General features: G+C 59.0%; 15 protein-coding genes and 2 tRNA genes. 9 read left to right on the top strand and 8 right to left on the bottom strand.

Going from position 1 to position 17,496, the window contains the following annotated elements; all coding sequences use genetic code 11:
* Positions 1-276: 276 nt before the first annotated feature.
* Together TU73_RS17205 and TU73_RS17210 are read right to left on the bottom strand one after the other, a co-directional pair.
* Positions 277-353, bottom strand: a tRNA-Met gene (locus TU73_RS17205).
* A 176-nt stretch (positions 354-529) separates the two neighbouring features.
* Positions 530-606, bottom strand: a tRNA-Met gene (locus tag TU73_RS17210).
* Positions 607-884: 278 nt separating this feature from the next.
* Here TU73_RS17210 and dinB point away from each other — a divergent pair.
* Positions 885-1,943 carry a DNA polymerase IV gene (dinB, locus tag TU73_RS17215; protein WP_005791058.1) on the top strand — a complete coding sequence of 353 codons (1,059 nt, stop codon included), beginning with the start codon at positions 885-887 and terminating at the stop codon, positions 1,941-1,943.
* 129 nt (positions 1,944-2,072) lie between these two features.
* Here the strand turns inward: dinB and TU73_RS17220 are convergent, their stop codons facing one another.
* The 4 genes from TU73_RS17220 to TU73_RS17235 form a co-directional block, all read right to left on the bottom strand.
* Positions 2,073-3,026, bottom strand: a complete 954-nt coding sequence (locus TU73_RS17220; RefSeq protein WP_046069392.1) for a lipoprotein — start codon at positions 3,024-3,026, stop codon at positions 2,073-2,075.
* A 20-nt stretch (positions 3,027-3,046) separates the two neighbouring features.
* Positions 3,047-4,762 (bottom strand): proline--tRNA ligase, encoded by a 1,716-nt coding sequence (locus TU73_RS17225; RefSeq protein WP_057013220.1) that lies wholly within the window; start codon positions 4,760-4,762, stop codon positions 3,047-3,049.
* Positions 4,763-4,967: 205 nt separating this feature from the next.
* Positions 4,968-6,500, bottom strand: coding sequence for an AmpG family muropeptide MFS transporter (locus TU73_RS17230; RefSeq protein ID WP_057013221.1), 1,533 nt, complete (start codon positions 6,498-6,500; stop codon positions 4,968-4,970).
* 43 nt (positions 6,501-6,543) lie between these two features.
* Positions 6,544-6,858, bottom strand: a complete 315-nt coding sequence (locus TU73_RS17235; protein ID WP_057013222.1) for an MGMT family protein — start codon at positions 6,856-6,858, stop codon at positions 6,544-6,546.
* A 197-nt stretch (positions 6,859-7,055) separates the two neighbouring features.
* Here TU73_RS17235 and TU73_RS17240 point away from each other — a divergent pair, with 197 nt between their 5' ends.
* From TU73_RS17240 to groL, 5 genes are all read left to right on the top strand, one after another.
* Positions 7,056-8,063 (top strand): DUF481 domain-containing protein, encoded by a 1,008-nt coding sequence (locus tag TU73_RS17240; protein WP_057013223.1) that lies wholly within the window; start codon positions 7,056-7,058, stop codon positions 8,061-8,063.
* A gap of 103 nt (positions 8,064-8,166) precedes the next feature.
* Entirely contained in the window at positions 8,167-8,898 is a 732-nt protein-coding gene (locus TU73_RS17245) for a HugZ family pyridoxamine 5'-phosphate oxidase (RefSeq protein ID WP_057013224.1), read from the top strand.
* 66 nt (positions 8,899-8,964) lie between these two features.
* Entirely contained in the window at positions 8,965-9,441 is a 477-nt protein-coding gene (locus TU73_RS17250; protein ID WP_057013225.1) for an FxsA family protein, read from the top strand.
* 247 nt (positions 9,442-9,688) lie between these two features.
* Positions 9,689-9,982, top strand: coding sequence for a co-chaperone GroES (locus TU73_RS17255; protein WP_043051598.1), 294 nt, complete (start codon positions 9,689-9,691; stop codon positions 9,980-9,982).
* A gap of 49 nt (positions 9,983-10,031) precedes the next feature.
* A complete protein-coding gene (groL, locus tag TU73_RS17260; RefSeq protein WP_057013226.1) occupies positions 10,032-11,678 on the top strand; it encodes a chaperonin GroEL in 1,647 nt (548 codons plus the stop codon).
* Between the two features lie 58 nt (positions 11,679-11,736).
* Here groL and TU73_RS17265 read toward each other — a convergent pair whose 3' ends face one another.
* Together TU73_RS17265 and TU73_RS17270 are read right to left on the bottom strand one after the other, a co-directional pair.
* Positions 11,737-12,471 (bottom strand): phosphatase PAP2 family protein, encoded by a 735-nt coding sequence (locus TU73_RS17265; RefSeq protein WP_057013227.1) that lies wholly within the window; start codon positions 12,469-12,471, stop codon positions 11,737-11,739.
* 51 nt (positions 12,472-12,522) lie between these two features.
* Complete coding sequence (locus TU73_RS17270) at positions 12,523-14,472, bottom strand: LTA synthase family protein (protein ID WP_057013228.1); 1,950 nt, start codon at positions 14,470-14,472, stop codon at positions 12,523-12,525.
* Between the two features lie 200 nt (positions 14,473-14,672).
* On the opposite strand from TU73_RS17270, the gene colR reads away from it, so the two are divergent.
* The 3 genes from colR to TU73_RS17285 all read left to right on the top strand — a co-directional run bounded on the left by colR (position 14,673) and on the right by TU73_RS17285 (position 17,495).
* The gene (colR, locus tag TU73_RS17275) at positions 14,673-15,356 is read left to right on the top strand and encodes a two-component system response regulator ColR (RefSeq protein ID WP_003208587.1); all 684 of its coding nucleotides are present in this window, start codon (positions 14,673-14,675) and stop codon (positions 15,354-15,356) included.
* Positions 15,346-16,626, top strand: coding sequence for a sensor histidine kinase (locus tag TU73_RS17280; RefSeq protein ID WP_057013229.1), 1,281 nt, complete (start codon positions 15,346-15,348; stop codon positions 16,624-16,626). The genes colR and TU73_RS17280 overlap by 11 nt, the downstream gene beginning before the upstream one ends.
* Positions 16,627-16,814: 188 nt before the next feature.
* Entirely contained in the window at positions 16,815-17,495 is a 681-nt protein-coding gene (locus TU73_RS17285) for a class I SAM-dependent methyltransferase (RefSeq protein ID WP_057013230.1), read from the top strand.
* The last annotated feature ends 1 nt before the right edge of the window (position 17,496 follow it).

The raw sequence follows: 17,496 nt of genomic DNA on the forward strand, positions 1-17,496 counted from the left end.
TCACCTCGTGGATTGTGCGCGACAGGATGGGGGTATCCAGCCAAGTTACCAATCCCTATGGACAAAATAATTACAAATATTAACGCGGATCACCGGGTGGGGCGACTGCGGCCATTGGTCGTAGAGGGGAGCGCTTGAGCATTGAGCCTAGCGTGCAATGAGATGGACTCTACAAACCCTGTACGGTTTCATGAAAGATGCCATGTCATTGTTTCAGGAGAACTTTTTCACCGGATACAAAAAAGGCCACTCTTTCGAGTAGCCTTTTTTGATGTTTGGTTGCGGGAGCCGGATTTGAACCGACGACCTTCGGGTTATGAGCCCGACGAGCTACCAGACTGCTCCATCCCGCGTCTGTGGGCGGCATTCTACAGCCCAGCGGCAGGGTGTCAACCGTTAATGCGCCGATGGGGCCAATTAGTGCGAATTATTCTGAAATCAAGGTGTTGGCGCGTTTTTGGTAAGAGGGGGGAGGAAAAACAGACGCACACAAAAAAGGCCACTCTTTCGAGTAGCCTTTTTTGATGTTTGGTTGCGGGAGCCGGATTTGAACCGACGACCTTCGGGTTATGAGCCCGACGAGCTACCAGACTGCTCCATCCCGCGTCTGTGTGTCGGCATTCTACAGAGGAACGCGAGTGTGTCAACCCGTGAATCGAATAAAAGCGCTTGTGCTTCAATCGCTTAGCTCTTAAAAGTGCCACCCTGAACCGCTCGGAGCCAGTCAGGCCGAGGCTTTCAGCTCTATCGGAAGGCTGAATTCGATTGAGAAAATGAATTCCTCTGGGAAACTTCCTACCATTTGGAAGGAAGAATCAAACTACTGGTGCTATATACAGGTGCGGATGCGATACTGCCCACCCGTTGGTTCACACCCCGTTTATATGACGCAGCGCAAAATCATCCACGTCGATTGTGATTGCTTCTACGCCGCCATTGAGATGCGCGACGACCCGAGCCTGGCGCAAAAGCCCTTGGCCGTGGGTGGCTCGGCGGACCGTCGGGGCGTGATCGCTACTTGCAACTACGAAGCACGGGCGTACGGTGTTCGTTCTGCCATGTCGTCGCGCCACGCCTTGAAGCTGTGCCCGGACCTGACCATCGTCAAGCCGCGCATGGATGCCTATAAAGAAGCATCGAAGGAAATCCAGACGATCTTTCGCGACTACACCGACTTGATCGAGCCGTTGTCGCTGGATGAAGCCTACCTTGACGTCTCCGACAGTCCGCATTTTGGCGGCAGTGCCACGCGCATTGCCCAGGATATCCGCCGCCGCGTTTCCAACCAGCTGCATATCACCGTGTCTGCCGGTGTGGCGCCGAACAAGTTTTTGGCCAAGATCGCCAGCGACTGGAAGAAACCCAACGGCCTGTTCGTGATCACTCCGGACCAGGTCGAAGACTTTGTCTCGCAGTTGCGCGTCAGCAAGCTGCACGGCGTCGGCAAGGTCACGGCGGATAAGCTCGCACGCCTGGGGATCGAAGACTGCCTGCAATTGCGCGAATGGAACAAACTGGCGCTGGTGCGCGAATTCGGCAGTTTTGGCGAGCGCCTGTGGAGCCTTGCCCGTGGGATTGATGACCGCGTGGTACAGAACGACAGCCGTCGACAATCCATCAGTGTGGAAAATACCTACGACGTGGACTTGCCGGATCTCTCAAGCTGCCTGGCGAAACTGCCCGAGCTGATGGAAACCCTGGCCGGGCGGATGGCGCGCATAGACAGCAGCTACCGGGCAGGCAAGCCGTTTGTCAAAGTGAAGTTTCATGACTTTACCCAGACGACGCTGGAACAGGCCGGGGCAGGGCGGGATCTGGAAAGTTATCAACAGTTGCTGACCCAGGCGTTCAATCGCGGGGGCAAGCCGGTGCGGTTGCTGGGGATTGGGGTGCGGTTGCTGGACCTGAGCGGCGGCAACGAACAGCTCGAGTTTTCCTGGTAGCAGCCCGAAACAAATGTGGGAGCTGGCTTGCCTGCGATAGCAGCGTGTCAGTCACAAATGCTTTAACTGATACACCGCTATTGCAGGCAAGCCAGCTCCCACAGTTTGATTTTCACAGGTGTTGAGCGATCAGCGTGCGCCGGGATCCGCCACCAAACGCCCTGCATCCTTGGTCAACGCCTGCACAAACTCCTGCTGCAATTCCGGATCATTGCGCGTCAGTTCAATCAGGCTTTGTTCCAGTTCGCTGGCCTCTTCTTCCAGGCCCAGTTCCGACAGGCGTTTGACCCGGTGTACCCACTGGTTCACCTCGTCATCTTCCAGGTCGTCGTAGATCAGCCCGTGGGCTTCCAGCAATTTGCCGCGCAGGCTGTTGCTGACCGCCAGGGTCGAGTCCGTATGCACGTCATCCTGGCCGTCTTCGACGCTGATCTTCAAGGTCGTGACGCGGTTCAGGTCTTGCTCGGCAAATGGGCTGTCCAACAGGTTCAGGCGTAGTATGCCGTTGCGGTCGGTGGTCAGCTCATGGGTCTGCTTGCCGGCGGTGACCTGTACCGGGCGTTCGCTCCAGGGCAGGCTCGAATACTCCAGGCGCTTGTCGCGCTGGACTTCATCGATAGCCGCCAGGTTCTGTTGCGCACGGCCGTGGGATTGCACGTTCATGAACGGGTTGATGCCGTCCACACCGTAGCTCAACCAGTCACGGGTCACGCTCGTGGGCAAGTTGCCGAGGGCGAAGATATTCGCCACGTTGGCGCCCACGCCGGCCACCAACGCCACGGCACCCAGCGGCATCTCATAGAGTTTGCGCCAGGGCTGATAGGGCGTGTAGCGGTCGTAACGACGGGTGACTTCGAATTCGGTGACTTCGAAGGTCTTCTGCTCATGGATGCGAACCCGACGTTGCGGCAGCTCCAGCACTTTGGGTTCGCCGACATCGATCTGCAGGCTGTGGTCAAGCAACTTGCGCTCGATCCGCTCCTCGTGCTCACTGCGTTGCGACATCTGATTGGCGCAGCCGCTGACCAGCAGGGCGCCGCACAAGGCGGCGCCCCCCAGGGCTCTGGTGTGTGGCTTGAACATGACGTCTCTTGGTCTGGTTTTCAGCGACGAATGCGCGCCTGGAGGAAAGACAGCACGTCAGCCACCGGCAACGGTTGGGCTTTGGCTTCGGTCCGGCTCTTGTATTCCAGGTTGCCATCGGCCAGGCCACGGTCACTGACCACGATCCGGTGCGGGATGCCAATCAGTTCCATGTCGGCGAACTTGATACCCGGGCTGGTCTTCTTGTCCCGGTCATCCAGCAGCACTTCAAAACCGGCGGCCGTCAGTTCGGCATACAGTTTGTCGGTGGCTTCGCGTACCTGCTCGGTTTCGTAGCGCAGTGGCACCAGGGCCACCTGGAACGGTGCCAGGGCGTCACTCCAGATAATGCCTTTTTCGTCGTTATTCTGTTCGATGGCAGCGGCTACCACACGAGAAACGCCGATGCCGTAGCAACCCATTTCCAGGGTGATCGGCTTGCCGTTCTCGCCCAGCACTTCGCACTTCATCGCCTTGCTGTACTTGTTGCCCAGCTGGAAGATATGCCCGACTTCGATGCCGCGCTTGATTTCCAGGGTGCCTTTGCCATCGGGGCTTGGGTCGCCGGCGACAACGTTACGCAGGTCAGCCACGGTCGGAACCGGCAGGTCACGCTCCCAGTTCACGCCGAAGTAGTGCTTGTCGTCGATGTTCGCGCCGATGCCGAAGTCGCTCATCAGCTCCACCGAACGGTCGATAATGATCGGCAGCGGCAGGTTCAGCGGGCCCAGGGAACCGGCACCGGCGCCGATGGCGTCACGCAGTTCGGCGTCGGAGGCCATGACCAGTGGGCTGGCCACGCCAGGTTGGTTGGCCGCCTTGATTTCGTTGAGCTCATGGTCGCCACGGATGACCAGGGCGATCAGCTTGCCTTCTTCTTCGGCGTGCACGATCAAGGTCTTGATGGTCTTTTCAATCGGCAGATTGAATTTTTCCACCAGGGCCGCGATGGTCTTGGTGTCAGGGGTATCGACCAGGCGCAGTTCCTCGGCCGGTGCGGGGCGGGAAGTTTCCCGTGGCACGGCTTCGGCTTTCTCGATGTTGGCCGCGTAGTCGGAGCCGTTGCTGAACACGATATCGTCTTCGCCGGATTCGGCCAGTACGTGGAATTCGTGGGAGCCGGCACCGCCGATGGAGCCGTTGTCCGCTTCAACCGGGCGGAATTTCAGGCCCAGGCGGGTGAATACGTTGCAATAGGCCTGGTGCATGCGGTCGTAGGTGACCTGCAGCGACGCGAGGTCGGCGTGGAAGGAATAAGCGTCCTTCATGATGAACTCGCGGCCACGCATCAGGCCGAAGCGTGGGCGGATTTCATCACGGAACTTGGTCTGGATCTGATACAGGTTCAGTGGCAACTGCTTATAGCTGCTCAACTCGTTGCGCATCAGGTCGGTGATGACCTCTTCATGGGTCGGGCCGGCGCAGAAATCGCGGCCATGACGGTCCTTGAAGCGCAGCAACTCAGGGCCGTACTCTTCCCAGCGCCCGGATTCCTGCCACAACTCAGCCGGTTGGGTGCTCGGCATCAACACTTCCAGAGAGCCGGCGGCGTTCATTTCTTCACGAACGATGGCTTCGACCTTGCGCATCACCTTCAAGCCCATGGGCAACCAGGTGTACAGGCCCGAGGCCAGTTTGCGGATCATACCGGCGCGCAGCATCAGTTGGTGGCTGATCACTACCGCGTCGGAAGGCGTTTCTTTCTGTGTGGCGAGCAAATATTGACTGGTACGCATGGTAGGCCGTTGTCGGTTGCTTGGACTTGAAATGACTTGGGATTGTACGGGCGGTTGCTGCCGGAGTACAGGCGTGACGTTGCGGGGGGATCTGACTGACTGTGGGAGATCCAATGTGGGAGGGGGCTTGCCCCCGATGGCGGTGTGTCAGTGTCAGATGTACTGACAGACACACTGCCATCGGGGGCAAGCCCCCTCCCACATTTCAGTCTTCCTGCGGCGGATTCAACCGGGCGCGCCGATTCTCCTGGAACCAGTGCAACGCAATCAGGAACAGCGTCGGCAGGCCCAGCAGGCAGGTGATCATGAAGAAGTTGTGGTAACCGAACTTCTCCACCATCACCCCCGAGTACCCACCGATCAGGCGTGGCAGCAACAGCATGATCGAGCTGAGCAACGCGTACTGGGTTGCGGAGAACTTGAGGTTGGTCAGGCTCGACAGGTAGGCGACAAACGCCGACGTGGCCAGGCCCGAGCTGAAGTTATCCAGGGAAATGGTGACGATCAGCATCTGCAGGTCGGGGCCCATGTCGGCGAGCATCACGAACAACAGGTTGGTGCCGGCCGAGGCCACGCCGCCGATGAACAGGATCGGCAGGATACCGAACCGCACAATCAACAGGCCGCCCATGCCGGCGCCGAGCAGGGTCATGATCAGGCCGAAGATCTTGCTCACCCCGGCGATCTGGTCCTTGGTAAAGCCCTGGTCGATGTAGAACACGTTGGCCATGACGCCCATCACCGTGTCGGACATGCGATAGGTGGCAATCAGCCCGAGCAGCAGCAGTGCCTGCCAGCGATAACGCAGGATGAAGTCGTTGACCGGCGTCAGCACCGGCGCCAGGCCCCGGCGACCCATGGCCGAAAGGCACAGCGAAGTAAGCGTGATATAGAGGATGGCGCGCAGGAATGCGCGGTCTTCCATCAGCAGTTCCCATAGGCTCACACCCTGGAACAGCACGCTGGCGAAGTCAGTGTTGTACAACTGAGTGAACATCGCCGGCACCGAGACCAACAGCACGATCAGCACAAACACCGACACCAACTGGTGCGCGAAACTGTAGCGCCCGGCCTGCAACTGGGTGCGCAGTGGCACATCAGGTTCACGCATGAGGAAGGTGGTCAGCAGCGCCGGCACCATCAACACGCCGAACAGTACATAGGTGCCGGTCCAGGCCGAGTGTTTATAGTTGAAGCCGGTGGAACCGAAGCCTTCGGCAAAGAACAGCGCGCCGGCCGTGGCCAGCAGGGCGGCGATGCGATAACCGGACATATAGCTTGCGGCCAGGGCGGCCTGGCGGCTGTCGTCGGCAATTTCCAGGCGATAGGCATCGACGGCAATGTCTTGGGTGGCCGACGCGAACGCGACCACCACCGCAATGGCGATCAACCAGGACAAGTGTTTTTGCGGATCGCAGAAGCCCATGCCGATCAATCCGAGGATCACCAGTGACTGGGCCAGCACCAGCCAGGAACGACGACGCCCCAGTTTTCCGAGCAACGGCAGGCGCCATTGGTCGAGCAGCGGCGACCAAACCCATTTGAAGGCGTAGGCCAGACCGATCAGGCTCGCATAGCCGATGGTCTCGCGAGCCACACCGGCTTCACGCAGCCACACGGAAAGCGTCGAGAACACCAACATGTAAGGCATGCCGGCGGCGAAACCGAGCAACAACAGCACTAACGTCGAGGGGCTGGCATAGGCGGCGAGCGCGGCGCGCCAGGTTTTACGGGGCATGGGCTGGAGTCTGCCTCAGATTTGCGGAAACAAAGCGCGCACTCTAACCGCTGTGCTCTACCGGGCGCCAGCCATGACGCTGAATATCAACGCGATTATTCAGGATAGTGACGCCTTCGCTACGCAAACGCGCACGTTGTTCGTCACCCGAGGCACTGCCCACCGGCAGGCTTATCCGACCGCCGGCACCCAGCACCCGATGCCAGGGCAATCGCGTGTCCTCGGGCAACTGGCTCAGGGTGCGCCCGACCCAGCGTGCGGCGCGGCCCAGGCCAGCCAGTTGGGCCAGCTCGCCGTAGCTCACCACGCAGCCTTCCGGCACTTGCGCCAGCGTCAGGTACAAGGCGGTACGACGCATTTCGGCGGGGCTTTGCGGCGTATCGGCAGGTAGATTCACTGTGTGGGGATATCCGTTGAGATCGTCGTTGTTTTGTCAGAAACGTCTGTAAACATGGCGATGAGAATTGAACTCAATATAAATCCTTGAGTCAGTTCTAGCCATGTAACACTATAACGCCCTTTATTTTCGCCCCCCCCTGAGCCCCGTATCTGCTTATGTTGTCCAGAACCCTGCTGTGCCTTGCTGTTTTCAGTGCTTCCACGCCCTTGCTCGCCGATACCGTGTGGTTGAAAAACGGTGACCGCCTGACCGGCAAGATCAAAGTCTTCGACGGCGGCAAATTGTTGATCCAGACCACCTACGCTGGCTCCATCCCGGTGGACTGGAAGCAGGTCAAGACCCTGGAAAGCGACCAGGAACTGCTGGTCAAGCAGGACGCCTACAGCGGCGAAAAGGCCAAGGCCTTGCACGCCTCGGATGATGGCAAGGTGGTGCTGGCCAATGGCGAGGCGCCCAAGACCGTGGAGCTGGCAAGTATCCAGCAGATCATGAAGCCAAAGCCAGTGATCGAAGACCTGGTATGGAAGGGCAACGTCGACCTGGCGCTGGACTACAAGCGTGCCGACAAAGACACCAACGACTACGACATCGATTTCAAGACCTCGGCCCGTCACGGCCAGTGGCGTCATACAGGCAAGGGTGAATACAACCGCGAGTTCCAGGATGACGTCACCACCACCGACAACTGGGCGCTGGAATACAACCTGGATCGCTTCATCACCGAGCACTGGTTCTGGCAGGGCCGCTTGACCTACAAGCGTGACAAGGTCGAAGACCTGGCTCGCCAGCGCGTTGTCGGTACCGGCCCGGGCTATCAGTTCTGGGACGATGAGCTGGGCGCCTTCTCCCTGGGTTCGCTGGTCAACCGCACCGATTATGAATATGCCGACGGCGGCAAGGACAACTTCTATTCCCTGGCCATGAAGTGGAACTACAACCGCTATCTGGTGGGCAAGACCGTCGAGTTCTTCACCAACGGTGAGTTGGGCAAACCCCTGGCCGGGCCGGCCGAGTATTCCCTGGATGCCGAAATGGGCCTGCGCTATAAGGTCACCGAGTGGGCTTCGCTGAACTTGAAGGCCGAGCGCAACGAGGTCAGCGGCAACTCCGACAGCAGCTTGAGCAAGACCCGCTACACCGCAGGCTTTGGTGTGGCCTGGTAAAACCTGCGTCGGCCACCCTGGCAACCTGCGCGGATATTGATTACCTTGTGTTGAGATCCATTCCCATATGCCATGGGCGGCGGAACACCCAAGGAGTCATACGTTGAGCGCGCACGTTGCCAAGAACGCCCGAGAGCTGTTGCTCAAGGAATACCGTGGGGCCCTCTCCACACTGTCCAAGGCCATGCCCGGGTTTCCCTTTGGCTCGGTCGTGCCCTATTGCCTTGACGAACAGGGCCGCCCGCTGATCCTGATCAGCCGCATCGCCCAGCACACCCACAACCTGCAAAAAGATCCCAAGTGCTCGCTGCTGGTGGGTGAACGCGGGGCCGATGATGTGCAGGCCGTGGGGCGCCTGACCTACCTGGCCGAAGCCGGAAAGCTTGAAGACGAAGCAGCGATTGAAGCCGCTGCCGAGCGCTATTACCGCTATTTCCCCGATTCGGCCAACTACCACAAGGCCCACGATTTCGATTTCTGGGTGCTCAAGCCGGTGCGCCATCGGTATATCGGTGGGTTTGGCGCGATTCACTGGGTCGAGCAGTTGACCTTGGCCAACCCGTTTGCCGGCAAGGCCGAGCGCAGCATGATCGAGCACATGAACAGCGATCACACCAAGGCCATCGCCCATTACGTCGAACTCGGCGGGTTGCCCACGTCCGAGCCTGCACAGTTGGCTGGCATCGACAGCGAAGGCATGCACCTGCGTATCGGCCAGTCCCTGCATTGGTTGCCCTTCGCAGCGCCTTGCAACACGCCGACACAAGTGCGCGAAGCCTTGGTTTCATTGGCTCACGCCGAGGCCTGGCCGAAAATAACCGCCGCCAATGCTTGAATTCACGAAATGGCGACGTCATCTAAGGTGGACTGGCAAGGCATTCTTGCGTTGAGGAACCATTTGATGCGCCCTTTTTTATTGCTCTTTCTGCTGTTCCCGGTGTTGGAGCTGTTCGTATTCGTTCAAGTCAGCGGTGCGATCGGGTTTTTCCCGGCATTGCTGTTGATCATTGCCGGCTCGATGCTCGGCGTCCTCGTGCTGCGCGTCGCCGGCCTGGCTACGGCGCTGCGTGCCCGTGAAAGCCTGAACCGCGGCGAGTTACCCGCCCAGACCATGCTGGAGGGCTTGATGATGGCCCTGGCGGGTGGCTTGTTGATCCTGCCGGGCTTTGTCAGCGATGTGGTCGGCCTGGTCCTGCTGCTGCCGTTCACGCGCAAGCTGCTGGCCGGCAAGATGCGCCAGCGCGCCGAAGACGCGGCGATTCGCCAACGCGCCTTCGCCGACGACCTGCAACCCCGTGGCGGCCCGGCCCCGCGCCAGCCCCTGGGACGCGAAGGCGATGTGATTGAAGGCGAATTCGAACACCGCGACAGCAAATAACCGCTTCACTGGCACGGCACCTTCGGGTGCCGTGTTGCATTCACCCCGCCGCCGACACAAAAAATTTCATCCTTGCCCCCTTGTAATAACCGCAGCCGCCCTTATGTAACGGTCACCGCAAGGTTTCTGGTGGTGACACTAGACAGACTTCCGCGATTCGCCCAGCGAGTCGCGACCGGCACCGCCGGAATTTAACCCGCCGGAATTGATACCGGCCGATGAAAATCACAATTAGGAGAGATCGACAATGAAGCTTCGTCCTCTGCATGACCGCGTCGTCATCCGTCGCAGTGAAGAAGAAAAGAAAACCGCTGGCGGCATCGTCCTGCCAGGTTCGGCTGCTGAAAAAGCCAACCACGGTGTGATTCTTGCTGCGGGTCCAGGCAAGGCTCTGGAAAACGGTGAAGTACGTGCGCTGGCCGTGAAAGTGGGTGACAAGGTTGTTTTCGGCCCTTACTCCGGCAGCAACACTGTGAAAATCGACGGCGAAGACCTGTTGGTCATGAGCGAGAGCGAGATTCTCGCCGTTCTGGAAGACTGATTCCCCGTTCATTTTCCCGTTACTACAAAGTATTTAAGGAATATCGATCATGGCTGCTAAAGAAGTTAAATTCGGCGATTCCGCCCGCAAGAAAATGCTCACCGGTGTCAACGTCCTGGCTGACGCAGTAAAAGCGACCCTCGGCCCGAAAGGTCGTAACGTGATCATCGAGAAGAGCTTCGGCGCTCCGACCATCACCAAGGACGGCGTTTCCGTAGCCAAAGAGATCGAACTGGAAGACCGTTTCGAAAACATGGGTGCGCAGCTGGTCAAAGACGTTGCCTCCCGTGCCAACGATGACGCAGGCGACGGCACCACCACCGCTACCGTCCTGGCCCAGGCGATCGTCAACGAAGGCTACAAGGCCGTCGCTGCCGGCATGAACCCGATGGACCTCAAGCGCGGCATCGACAAGGCGACCATCGCCATCGTGGCTGAGCTGAAGAACCTGTCCAAGCCATGCGCCGACACCAAGGCCATCGCTCAGGTAGGTACCATCTCTGCCAACTCCGACAGCTCCATCGGCGACATCATTGCCCAAGCGATGGAAAAAGTCGGTAAAGAAGGCGTGATCACCGTTGAAGAAGGCTCGGGCCTGGAAAACGAACTGTCGGTTGTAGAAGGCATGCAGTTCGACCGTGGCTACCTGTCCCCGTACTTCGTCAACAAGCCTGAGACCATGGTTGCCGAACTGGACAACCCGCTGATCCTGCTGGTCGACAAGAAGATCTCCAACATCCGCGAAATGCTGCCAGTGCTGGAAGCCGTAGCCAAAGCCGGCCGCCCACTGCTGATCGTTTCCGAAGACGTTGAAGGCGAAGCCCTGGCGACGCTGGTCGTGAACAACATGCGTGGCATCGTTAAAGTCGCGGCCGTCAAGGCTCCAGGCTTCGGCGATCGTCGCAAGGCCATGCTGCAGGACATCGCCGTATTGACCGGCGGTACCGTTATCTCCGAAGAGATCGGCCTGAGCCTGGAAAGCGCCACCCTGGAAAACCTGGGTAGCGCCAAGCGCGTGACCATCTCCAAGGAAAACACCATCATCGTTGACGGTGCTGGCGTTGAAGGCGACATCGAGTCCCGTATCGCCCAGATCCGTGCACAGGTTGTTGAAACCTCCTCGGACTACGACCGTGAAAAACTGCAAGAGCGCCTGGCCAAGCTGTCCGGCGGCGTTGCAGTGATCAAGGTTGGCGCTGGCTCCGAAGTCGAAATGAAAGAGAAGAAAGCCCGCGTTGAAGACGCCCTGCACGCAACCCGTGCAGCCGTTGAAGAAGGCGTGGTACCTGGCGGTGGCGTTGCGCTGATCCGTGCCCTGGAAGCCCTGACTAACCTGACCGGCGACAACGCTGACCAGAACGTCGGTATCGCGGTACTGCGTCGTGCCGTTGAAGCACCGCTGCGCCAGATCGCTGCCAACTCCGGCGACGAGCCAAGCGTTGTGGTCAACGAAGTCAAGAACGGCAAAGGTAACTACGGTTACAACGCTGCGACTGGCATCTACGGCGACATGATCGAAATGGGCATCCTGGATCCTACCAAGGTGACCCGTTCGGCGCTGCAAGCAGCATCCTCCATCGGCGGTCTGATCCTGACCACCGAAGCGGCGATCGCTGAAGCACCGAAGAAAGAAGGCTCGGCTGGCGGCGGTATGCCAGACATGGGCGGCATGGGTGGCATGGGCGGCATGATGTAAGCCAGCCTTACCCCCGTACTGAAAAAACCCCGCCTGCAGTGATGCAGGCGGGGTTTTTTTATAGGGGGTGGGTAGCGATGGATGTAGCTTGCCTTGATGGTCGGTACAGCAGCAGGCAATACATGGCCAGGCAAATCAGCCAGCAAAAAATTGCTGTCCACACATTGTGGGAAAAAAAGTGCGCCCCTTGGAGCATGCGGCTCACCGAAAAGACACTGCCCAGACCGACTGCAACGATGAACGCGTTGCGCGCCATCCTCGGCTTGCGATCCCTCAGGGCAAAGAACCAGGCGAACAAGGCAAACCCGGTTGCCGCATGCCCACCGGGCCAGCAGCGACCTGGCTTGTCGGTAAGCGGGCGAGGGCTTAGCAGTTCGCTATAGGTTTCCTGGCCGCCAAATTCCTTCAGGCTCCATGGGCACTGCACGGCAGTGATGGTTTTCAGTGGCGATACGAAGGCTGTCGCCAGCCCCAGGGAAAGCACCAGGCATCCCAGTTCGCGGCGGTAAGGCTTGAGGCGCTGCAGGATAAAGGTGCCGACAAACCCAAGGATCGCCAGGACCGAAAACAGGATCACCAACTCCTTGGCACGGTCATGCAGGATGTCTTCGAGGAAGAAGCTGTAGCGACCGATAAAACCGCCATTGGCTGCGCTGTAGAACTGCTTGGCAAGATCCATGTCCAGCGAAGTCAGCTCCAGCATCAGCAATACCAGCGCAGCGGCGACGGGAATGCCCAGGCACAGCCAGAAATCAAGGGGCTTGGAAGGCGGAGCAGTGGGGTGAGAGCGCATGGCAGACCTTAATGTAAAACGTCCCGTACTGACCTGTACGGGAAGATTTGTTCAGCGTGTGCTCAGGGTCGGGGCCTCGTCCTTGTGCACCCTCCAACTCAGCAGTTGTTGTTTGAAATCGTAACTGGCGGCTTGATAGTAGGTAATCGCCCGCTGGATCAATGGATCATCGCTGCCCACGCGCAACTCCTGGCTCTCCCCAAGGGCTTGGTCGTGGCGACGCAGCCCTTGGCGTGGGCTGAGGATCGCCAGGTCCTTGCCGTCAAACAAGCCCAAATGCTGGTAATTGCCGATCACCACTCGCGGCGGCAGCGGGTTGTCTTGCAACAGGTTGCGGCCAAAGAAGGTCGATTCGTAACTCAAGTTGATCAGGCCCAGCAGGGTCGGTGCAAGATCGATCTGGCTGGCCAGTTGGGCGGACTCCCGTGGGTCGATCAGCTTGGGCGCATAGACAAACAAAGGAATCTGGTAGTTGGTGATCGGCAGGTCTTCCTTGCCTGCGCTGCCGGCGGTGTGGTCGGCGACGAACACGAAGATCGTGTTATCGAACCATGGCTTCTGGCGTGCAGCCTCGAGGAACTGGCCGATGGCGTAGTCGGTGTATTTCACCGCACCGTCGCGGCCTTTGCCGGACTTGATATCGATACGCCCGTCCGGGTAGGTGTAGGGGCGGTGGTTGGAGGTGGTCATCAGTTGCAGCAAGAACGGCTGCTGCTTGGCGTAGTCGGCGTCGGCCAGTGTCAGGGTCTGTTTGAACAGGTCCTCATCGGCCATGCCCCAGGCGTTTTTAAATGAGATTTCTGATTCGGGCACGCTGCTCTGGTCCACAACCCGATAGCCATTGCCGCTGAAAAACGCGTTCATATTGTCGAAGTAGCCGCGCCCGCCGTAGACAAACACGCTGTCGTAGCCAATGGCCGCGAGCTGCTGCCCAAGGCTGGCGAACCCGCTTTCACGACCGATGCGCTTGACGATCGAACGACCTGGCGTGGGTGGGATCGCCAGGGTAATGGCTTCCAGGCCGCGGTCGGTGCGAGTGCCGGTGGCATAGAAGTTATTGAAGTACAGGCTTTGTTTGCGCAATGCATCCAGGTTGGGCGTGAGGTTGCGTGCATCGCCGTTGCTGCCCATGTACTTGGCGCTGAAGCTTTCGATGGTGACCAGCACGATGTTGGGCTTGCGCAGTGTGCCCGGGTTGGTGATGGCGCGGCGAATATCCAGCGGGTCCTGGTCGATAAAACGTGCATTCGGCTCGCTGAGTTCGGCGCGCAATTGCCGGGCGACCACGTCGGTAGGCAGGCTTTTGTAGAACTGGGTGTAGTCCAGTTCGTTATTGCGGAACGCGGCGAAGAATTGGTAAGGGCCGTTGCTGGCCAACTCGTTCTTGTAAGCGTTGCCGCCTTGGGCACGTGGGCTGTCCTGGCTGATCAGTTGCAGGCTGAGGCCGGCGACCACCAACAACCCCAGACCATTAAGCAGCCGGCCACGCAGTGCCGGCAACGGCGCCGCCATGGCGGCATTGAAGGGTTTACGCAGGGCCAGGCTCATGAGGATCGCCAGCATTGCCAACAGGCTCAGCAACTTGCCGATCGGATAGGATTCCAGCAGGTTGTTCAGCACCTCATCGGAATACACCAGGTAGTCAACGGCAATAAAGTTGAAGCGTACGCCAAACTCATCCCAGAACAGCCATTCGGCCACCGAAGTAAACAGCATGGCGAACAGGCTGGCCGTCAGCAGCGCTTGCAGGAACCAGCGGTGGCCGCGGCGGCGCCAGAGTGCAGGTGGGCAGAGCAGTAAATACAGGCCCAGCGGTAAAGCTGCGTAGGCAAGGAAGGCCAGGTCGTAGAGCATTCCCACGCCAAACACCGGCAGCCAGTTGCCGCCCACTTCATTCAGATGAGTCACAAGCAGCACGCTGCGAGTGAGCAGGAACACCAATAACCAGGCACCGGTTATCAACAGCAGATAGCGCATTGGCGCCGTTTTGAGAAAGCCCATATCTATATTCCTGATATCAATGGGCGCGATCTTCTGCCTGAGGCTGTGGTGGGTTTGTGAAGCTATAGTGAAAAACTCGTTTACCCCTGTAATCAGTTGAATACCCTTATCGGTGGGTCTTTCAGCTCTATCCCTGAACCCCGCTTGGCCTTAAGCTGCGCGAGCCAACACGGCTGTTACCGCGTACGGAGACACTGCCCATGCGAATTCTATTGGTTGAAGACAACCGCGATATCCTCGCCAACCTGGCCGATTACCTCGGGCTCAAAGGCTATACAGTGGATTGTGCGCAGGACGGTTTGTCGGGCCTGCACCTGGCGGCCACCGAGCATTACGACCTGATCGTGCTCGATATCATGCTGCCCGGCATCGATGGCTACACCCTCTGCAAACGCCTGCGCGAAGACGCGCGCCGCGATACGCCGGTGATCATGCTCACCGCCCGTGACCAGTTGGACGACCGCCTGCAGGGCTTCAAGTCTGGCGCCGATGATTACTTGCTCAAGCCATTCGCCTTATCGGAACTGGCCGCGCGTATCGAGGCGGTGCTGCGTCGTGCCCAGGGTGGCGGGCGCCGTGCCCTGCAGGTGGGTGACCTGAACTACGACCTCGACACATTGGAAGTCACCCGCGAAGGGCGTCTGCTCAAGCTCAACCCCGTTGGCCTGAAACTGCTGGCGGTGTTGATGCAGAAGAGCCCGCACGTACTGCGCCGGGAAATACTCGAAGAAGCGCTGTGGGGCGATGATTGCCCGGACAGCGACAGCCTGCGCAGCCACGTTCACCAATTGCGCCAGGTGATCGATAAGCCATTCGCCAAGCCGTTGCTGCAAACGGTGCACGGCGTGGGTTACCGCTTGGCCGAGGGTCGTGATGGAGTTTAAGCAAAGCCTTGCCCAGCGGATCATCATCGCCTTTGCCTTGATGAGTGCGTTGGTGGCGGGGGCCTTCGCCATGGGGATCGTTGCGACGGTGCACCTGGTGGAAGAGAAGTTGATCTCGGCTGGCCTGGGCGGTGACCTGCAACGCCTGCTGTTGATGGACAGTGTCGAAGACTGGAGCCACCGGCCGGAGCCGGACCAGCTGTTTTACTTCAGTGGCGGGCGCGGCGATTTCGAACTGCCCAAGGATCTGCGCCACCTGGAGCCGGGTTTTCATGAGGTGTTTCGCGAGTCGCTGTCGTATCACGCCATGGTCGAGGTGATCGATGGCCGGCGTTATGTGCTGCTGCAAGACCAAAGCGATTTCGAAGAACGTGAGCGTGTGCTGTTTGCCGTGGTGCTGGTGGGGTTCGTGCTCAGCCTGGCGCTGGCGGTATTCCTCGGTTGGGTGCTGGCCCGCAAGGTGATGGCGCCGGTGGTGCGGTTGGCTCGCCAGGTGCGTCATCGTGACCAACTGCTGGGCCTGGCCCCGCCCCTGGCCCCGGATTATGCTGCCGATGAAGTGGGCGAGCTGGCGGTGGCGTTCGACGCCACCCTGGGCCGCTTGCGTCAGGCGCTGTCCCGCGAGCAACTGTTTACCAGCGATGTGAGCCACGAGTTGCGCACGCCCTTGATGGTATTGGCCAGCTCCTGCGAACTGTTGCTGGAAAACCCGGCCATTGATGAACGTGGGCGCCGCCAGGTGGAGCGCATCGCCCGTGCCTGTGAAGAAATGCGCGAACTGGTGCAGACCTTCCTGATGCTGGCGCGCGCCAAGCACGATGATGCTGCCGTTGCGCCCCAGGGCAACCTCAGCCAGGTCGCCGAAGACCTGCTCGGTATCTGGCGCGAGCCTATCGAGAAAAAAGGCCTGGAGTTGATCTACCGACCAGGCAACCCGCTGGATACCCGCTACAACACCACTTTCTTGCACGCGGTGATGGGCAACTTGCTGCGTAACGCGCTGCACTACACCGAGCACGGGTTTATCCGCCTCACGTTGGAGCCCAGTGGCTTCGTGGTGGAGGACACCGGTGTCGGCATTCCCGAAGAAAAACGCGAAGCGATGTTCGAGCCGTTTGTACGCGGCAGCGAGAACCGCGGCGAGGGTCTGGGCCTGGGCCTTTCATTGGTGCAACGGATCTGCGAGAGCCAAGGCTGGAACGTGAGTTTGAGCACCATGGAACCCAATGGCTGCCGATTTCACGTGGAGTTGAGCCAGGTCAAATCCTGACCGTTCAGTCTGTCGTTTTGCTGATGCAGAGTGCCCGCTTTTCAGCGAAGATGGCCCCATGCTACTGAATGTTTCTGTAAAGTCTTGAAATGTATGCAGTTGGACAGGACAAGATTTTCACAATGAGTTGACCTGTTGATCACAGTTCGCTGCATAAGGTTGTAGGCATCAGTTACTGGAGACGTGCGATGCCTTCCCCAATCAAGTTGGAATTTTCCGAAAAGTACGACGATCAACACGCGCAACAATATTTGCTCAAACATCAGGACAATCTGGCTCGCCGGTTGTCCCACAAACGCGACGAGCAACTGGCGCGCGGTGCGCTGGCCATGGCCGGTGAACCCGGTCTGGTGCTGGATCTGCCTTGTGGCGCTGGACGCTTCTGGCCGTTGCTGGCCGAAAAACCCAACCGTGTAATTATCGGGGCTGACAATTCGGCGTCGATGTTGAAGATCGCCACTACCGCCCAACCGGCGGATGTGGTGAAACGGGTACGCCCTTTGCAGACATCTGCCTTTGATATCGATTTGCCAGATAACTCCGTCGACAGTATTTTCTGCATGCGCTTGATGCACCACATCGGTGAGCCTGAGCACAGGCTGACAATATTGCGCGAGTTTCAGCGGGTTACCCGTGACAGCGTGATTATTTCGCTGTGGGTAGATGGCAATTTCAAGGCCTGGAAGCGCAAGCGCAGCGAAGTACGTCGTCGCAAACGAGGTGAGCAGGAAGGTTACCAAAACCGGTTTGTGTTACCGGCTGCTACTGTCGAGGCAGAATTCGAGCAGGCCGGTTTCCGTGTTCAGGAATCCCTGGACTTCATACCGCTCTACGCCATGTGGCGAGTATATGTATTGCGCAAGAGGTAAC

Source organism: Pseudomonas libanensis, assembly GCF_001439685.1.
In the GTDB taxonomy this organism is placed as follows: Bacteria; Pseudomonadota; Gammaproteobacteria; order Pseudomonadales; family Pseudomonadaceae; genus Aquipseudomonas; species Aquipseudomonas libanensis.

What these genes read in the sequence shown, in the direction of transcription:
- dinB (WP_005791058.1), top strand. Translation starts at nt 885, where the DNA reads ATGACGCAGCGCAAAATCATCCACGTCGATTGTGATTGCTTCTACGCC.
- TU73_RS17220 (WP_046069392.1), bottom strand. Translation starts at nt 3,026, where the DNA reads ATGTTCAAGCCACACACCAGAGCCCTGGGGGGCGCCGCCTTGTGCGGC.
- TU73_RS17225 (WP_057013220.1), bottom strand. Translation starts at nt 4,762, where the DNA reads ATGCGTACCAGTCAATATTTGCTCGCCACACAGAAAGAAACGCCTTCC.
- TU73_RS17230 (WP_057013221.1), bottom strand. Translation starts at nt 6,500, where the DNA reads ATGCCCCGTAAAACCTGGCGCGCCGCGCTCGCCGCCTATGCCAGCCCC.
- TU73_RS17235 (WP_057013222.1), bottom strand. Translation starts at nt 6,858, where the DNA reads ATGCGTCGTACCGCCTTGTACCTGACGCTGGCGCAAGTGCCGGAAGGC.
- TU73_RS17240 (WP_057013223.1), top strand. Translation starts at nt 7,056, where the DNA reads ATGTTGTCCAGAACCCTGCTGTGCCTTGCTGTTTTCAGTGCTTCCACG.
- TU73_RS17250 (WP_057013225.1), top strand. Translation starts at nt 8,965, where the DNA reads ATGCGCCCTTTTTTATTGCTCTTTCTGCTGTTCCCGGTGTTGGAGCTG.
- TU73_RS17255 (WP_043051598.1), top strand. Translation starts at nt 9,689, where the DNA reads ATGAAGCTTCGTCCTCTGCATGACCGCGTCGTCATCCGTCGCAGTGAA.
- groL (WP_057013226.1), top strand. Translation starts at nt 10,032, where the DNA reads ATGGCTGCTAAAGAAGTTAAATTCGGCGATTCCGCCCGCAAGAAAATG.
- TU73_RS17265 (WP_057013227.1), bottom strand. Translation starts at nt 12,471, where the DNA reads ATGCGCTCTCACCCCACTGCTCCGCCTTCCAAGCCCCTTGATTTCTGG.
- TU73_RS17270 (WP_057013228.1), bottom strand. Translation starts at nt 14,472, where the DNA reads ATGGGCTTTCTCAAAACGGCGCCAATGCGCTATCTGCTGTTGATAACC.
- colR (WP_003208587.1), top strand. Translation starts at nt 14,673, where the DNA reads ATGCGAATTCTATTGGTTGAAGACAACCGCGATATCCTCGCCAACCTG.
- TU73_RS17280 (WP_057013229.1), top strand. Translation starts at nt 15,346, where the DNA reads ATGGAGTTTAAGCAAAGCCTTGCCCAGCGGATCATCATCGCCTTTGCC.
- TU73_RS17285 (WP_057013230.1), top strand. Translation starts at nt 16,815, where the DNA reads ATGCCTTCCCCAATCAAGTTGGAATTTTCCGAAAAGTACGACGATCAA.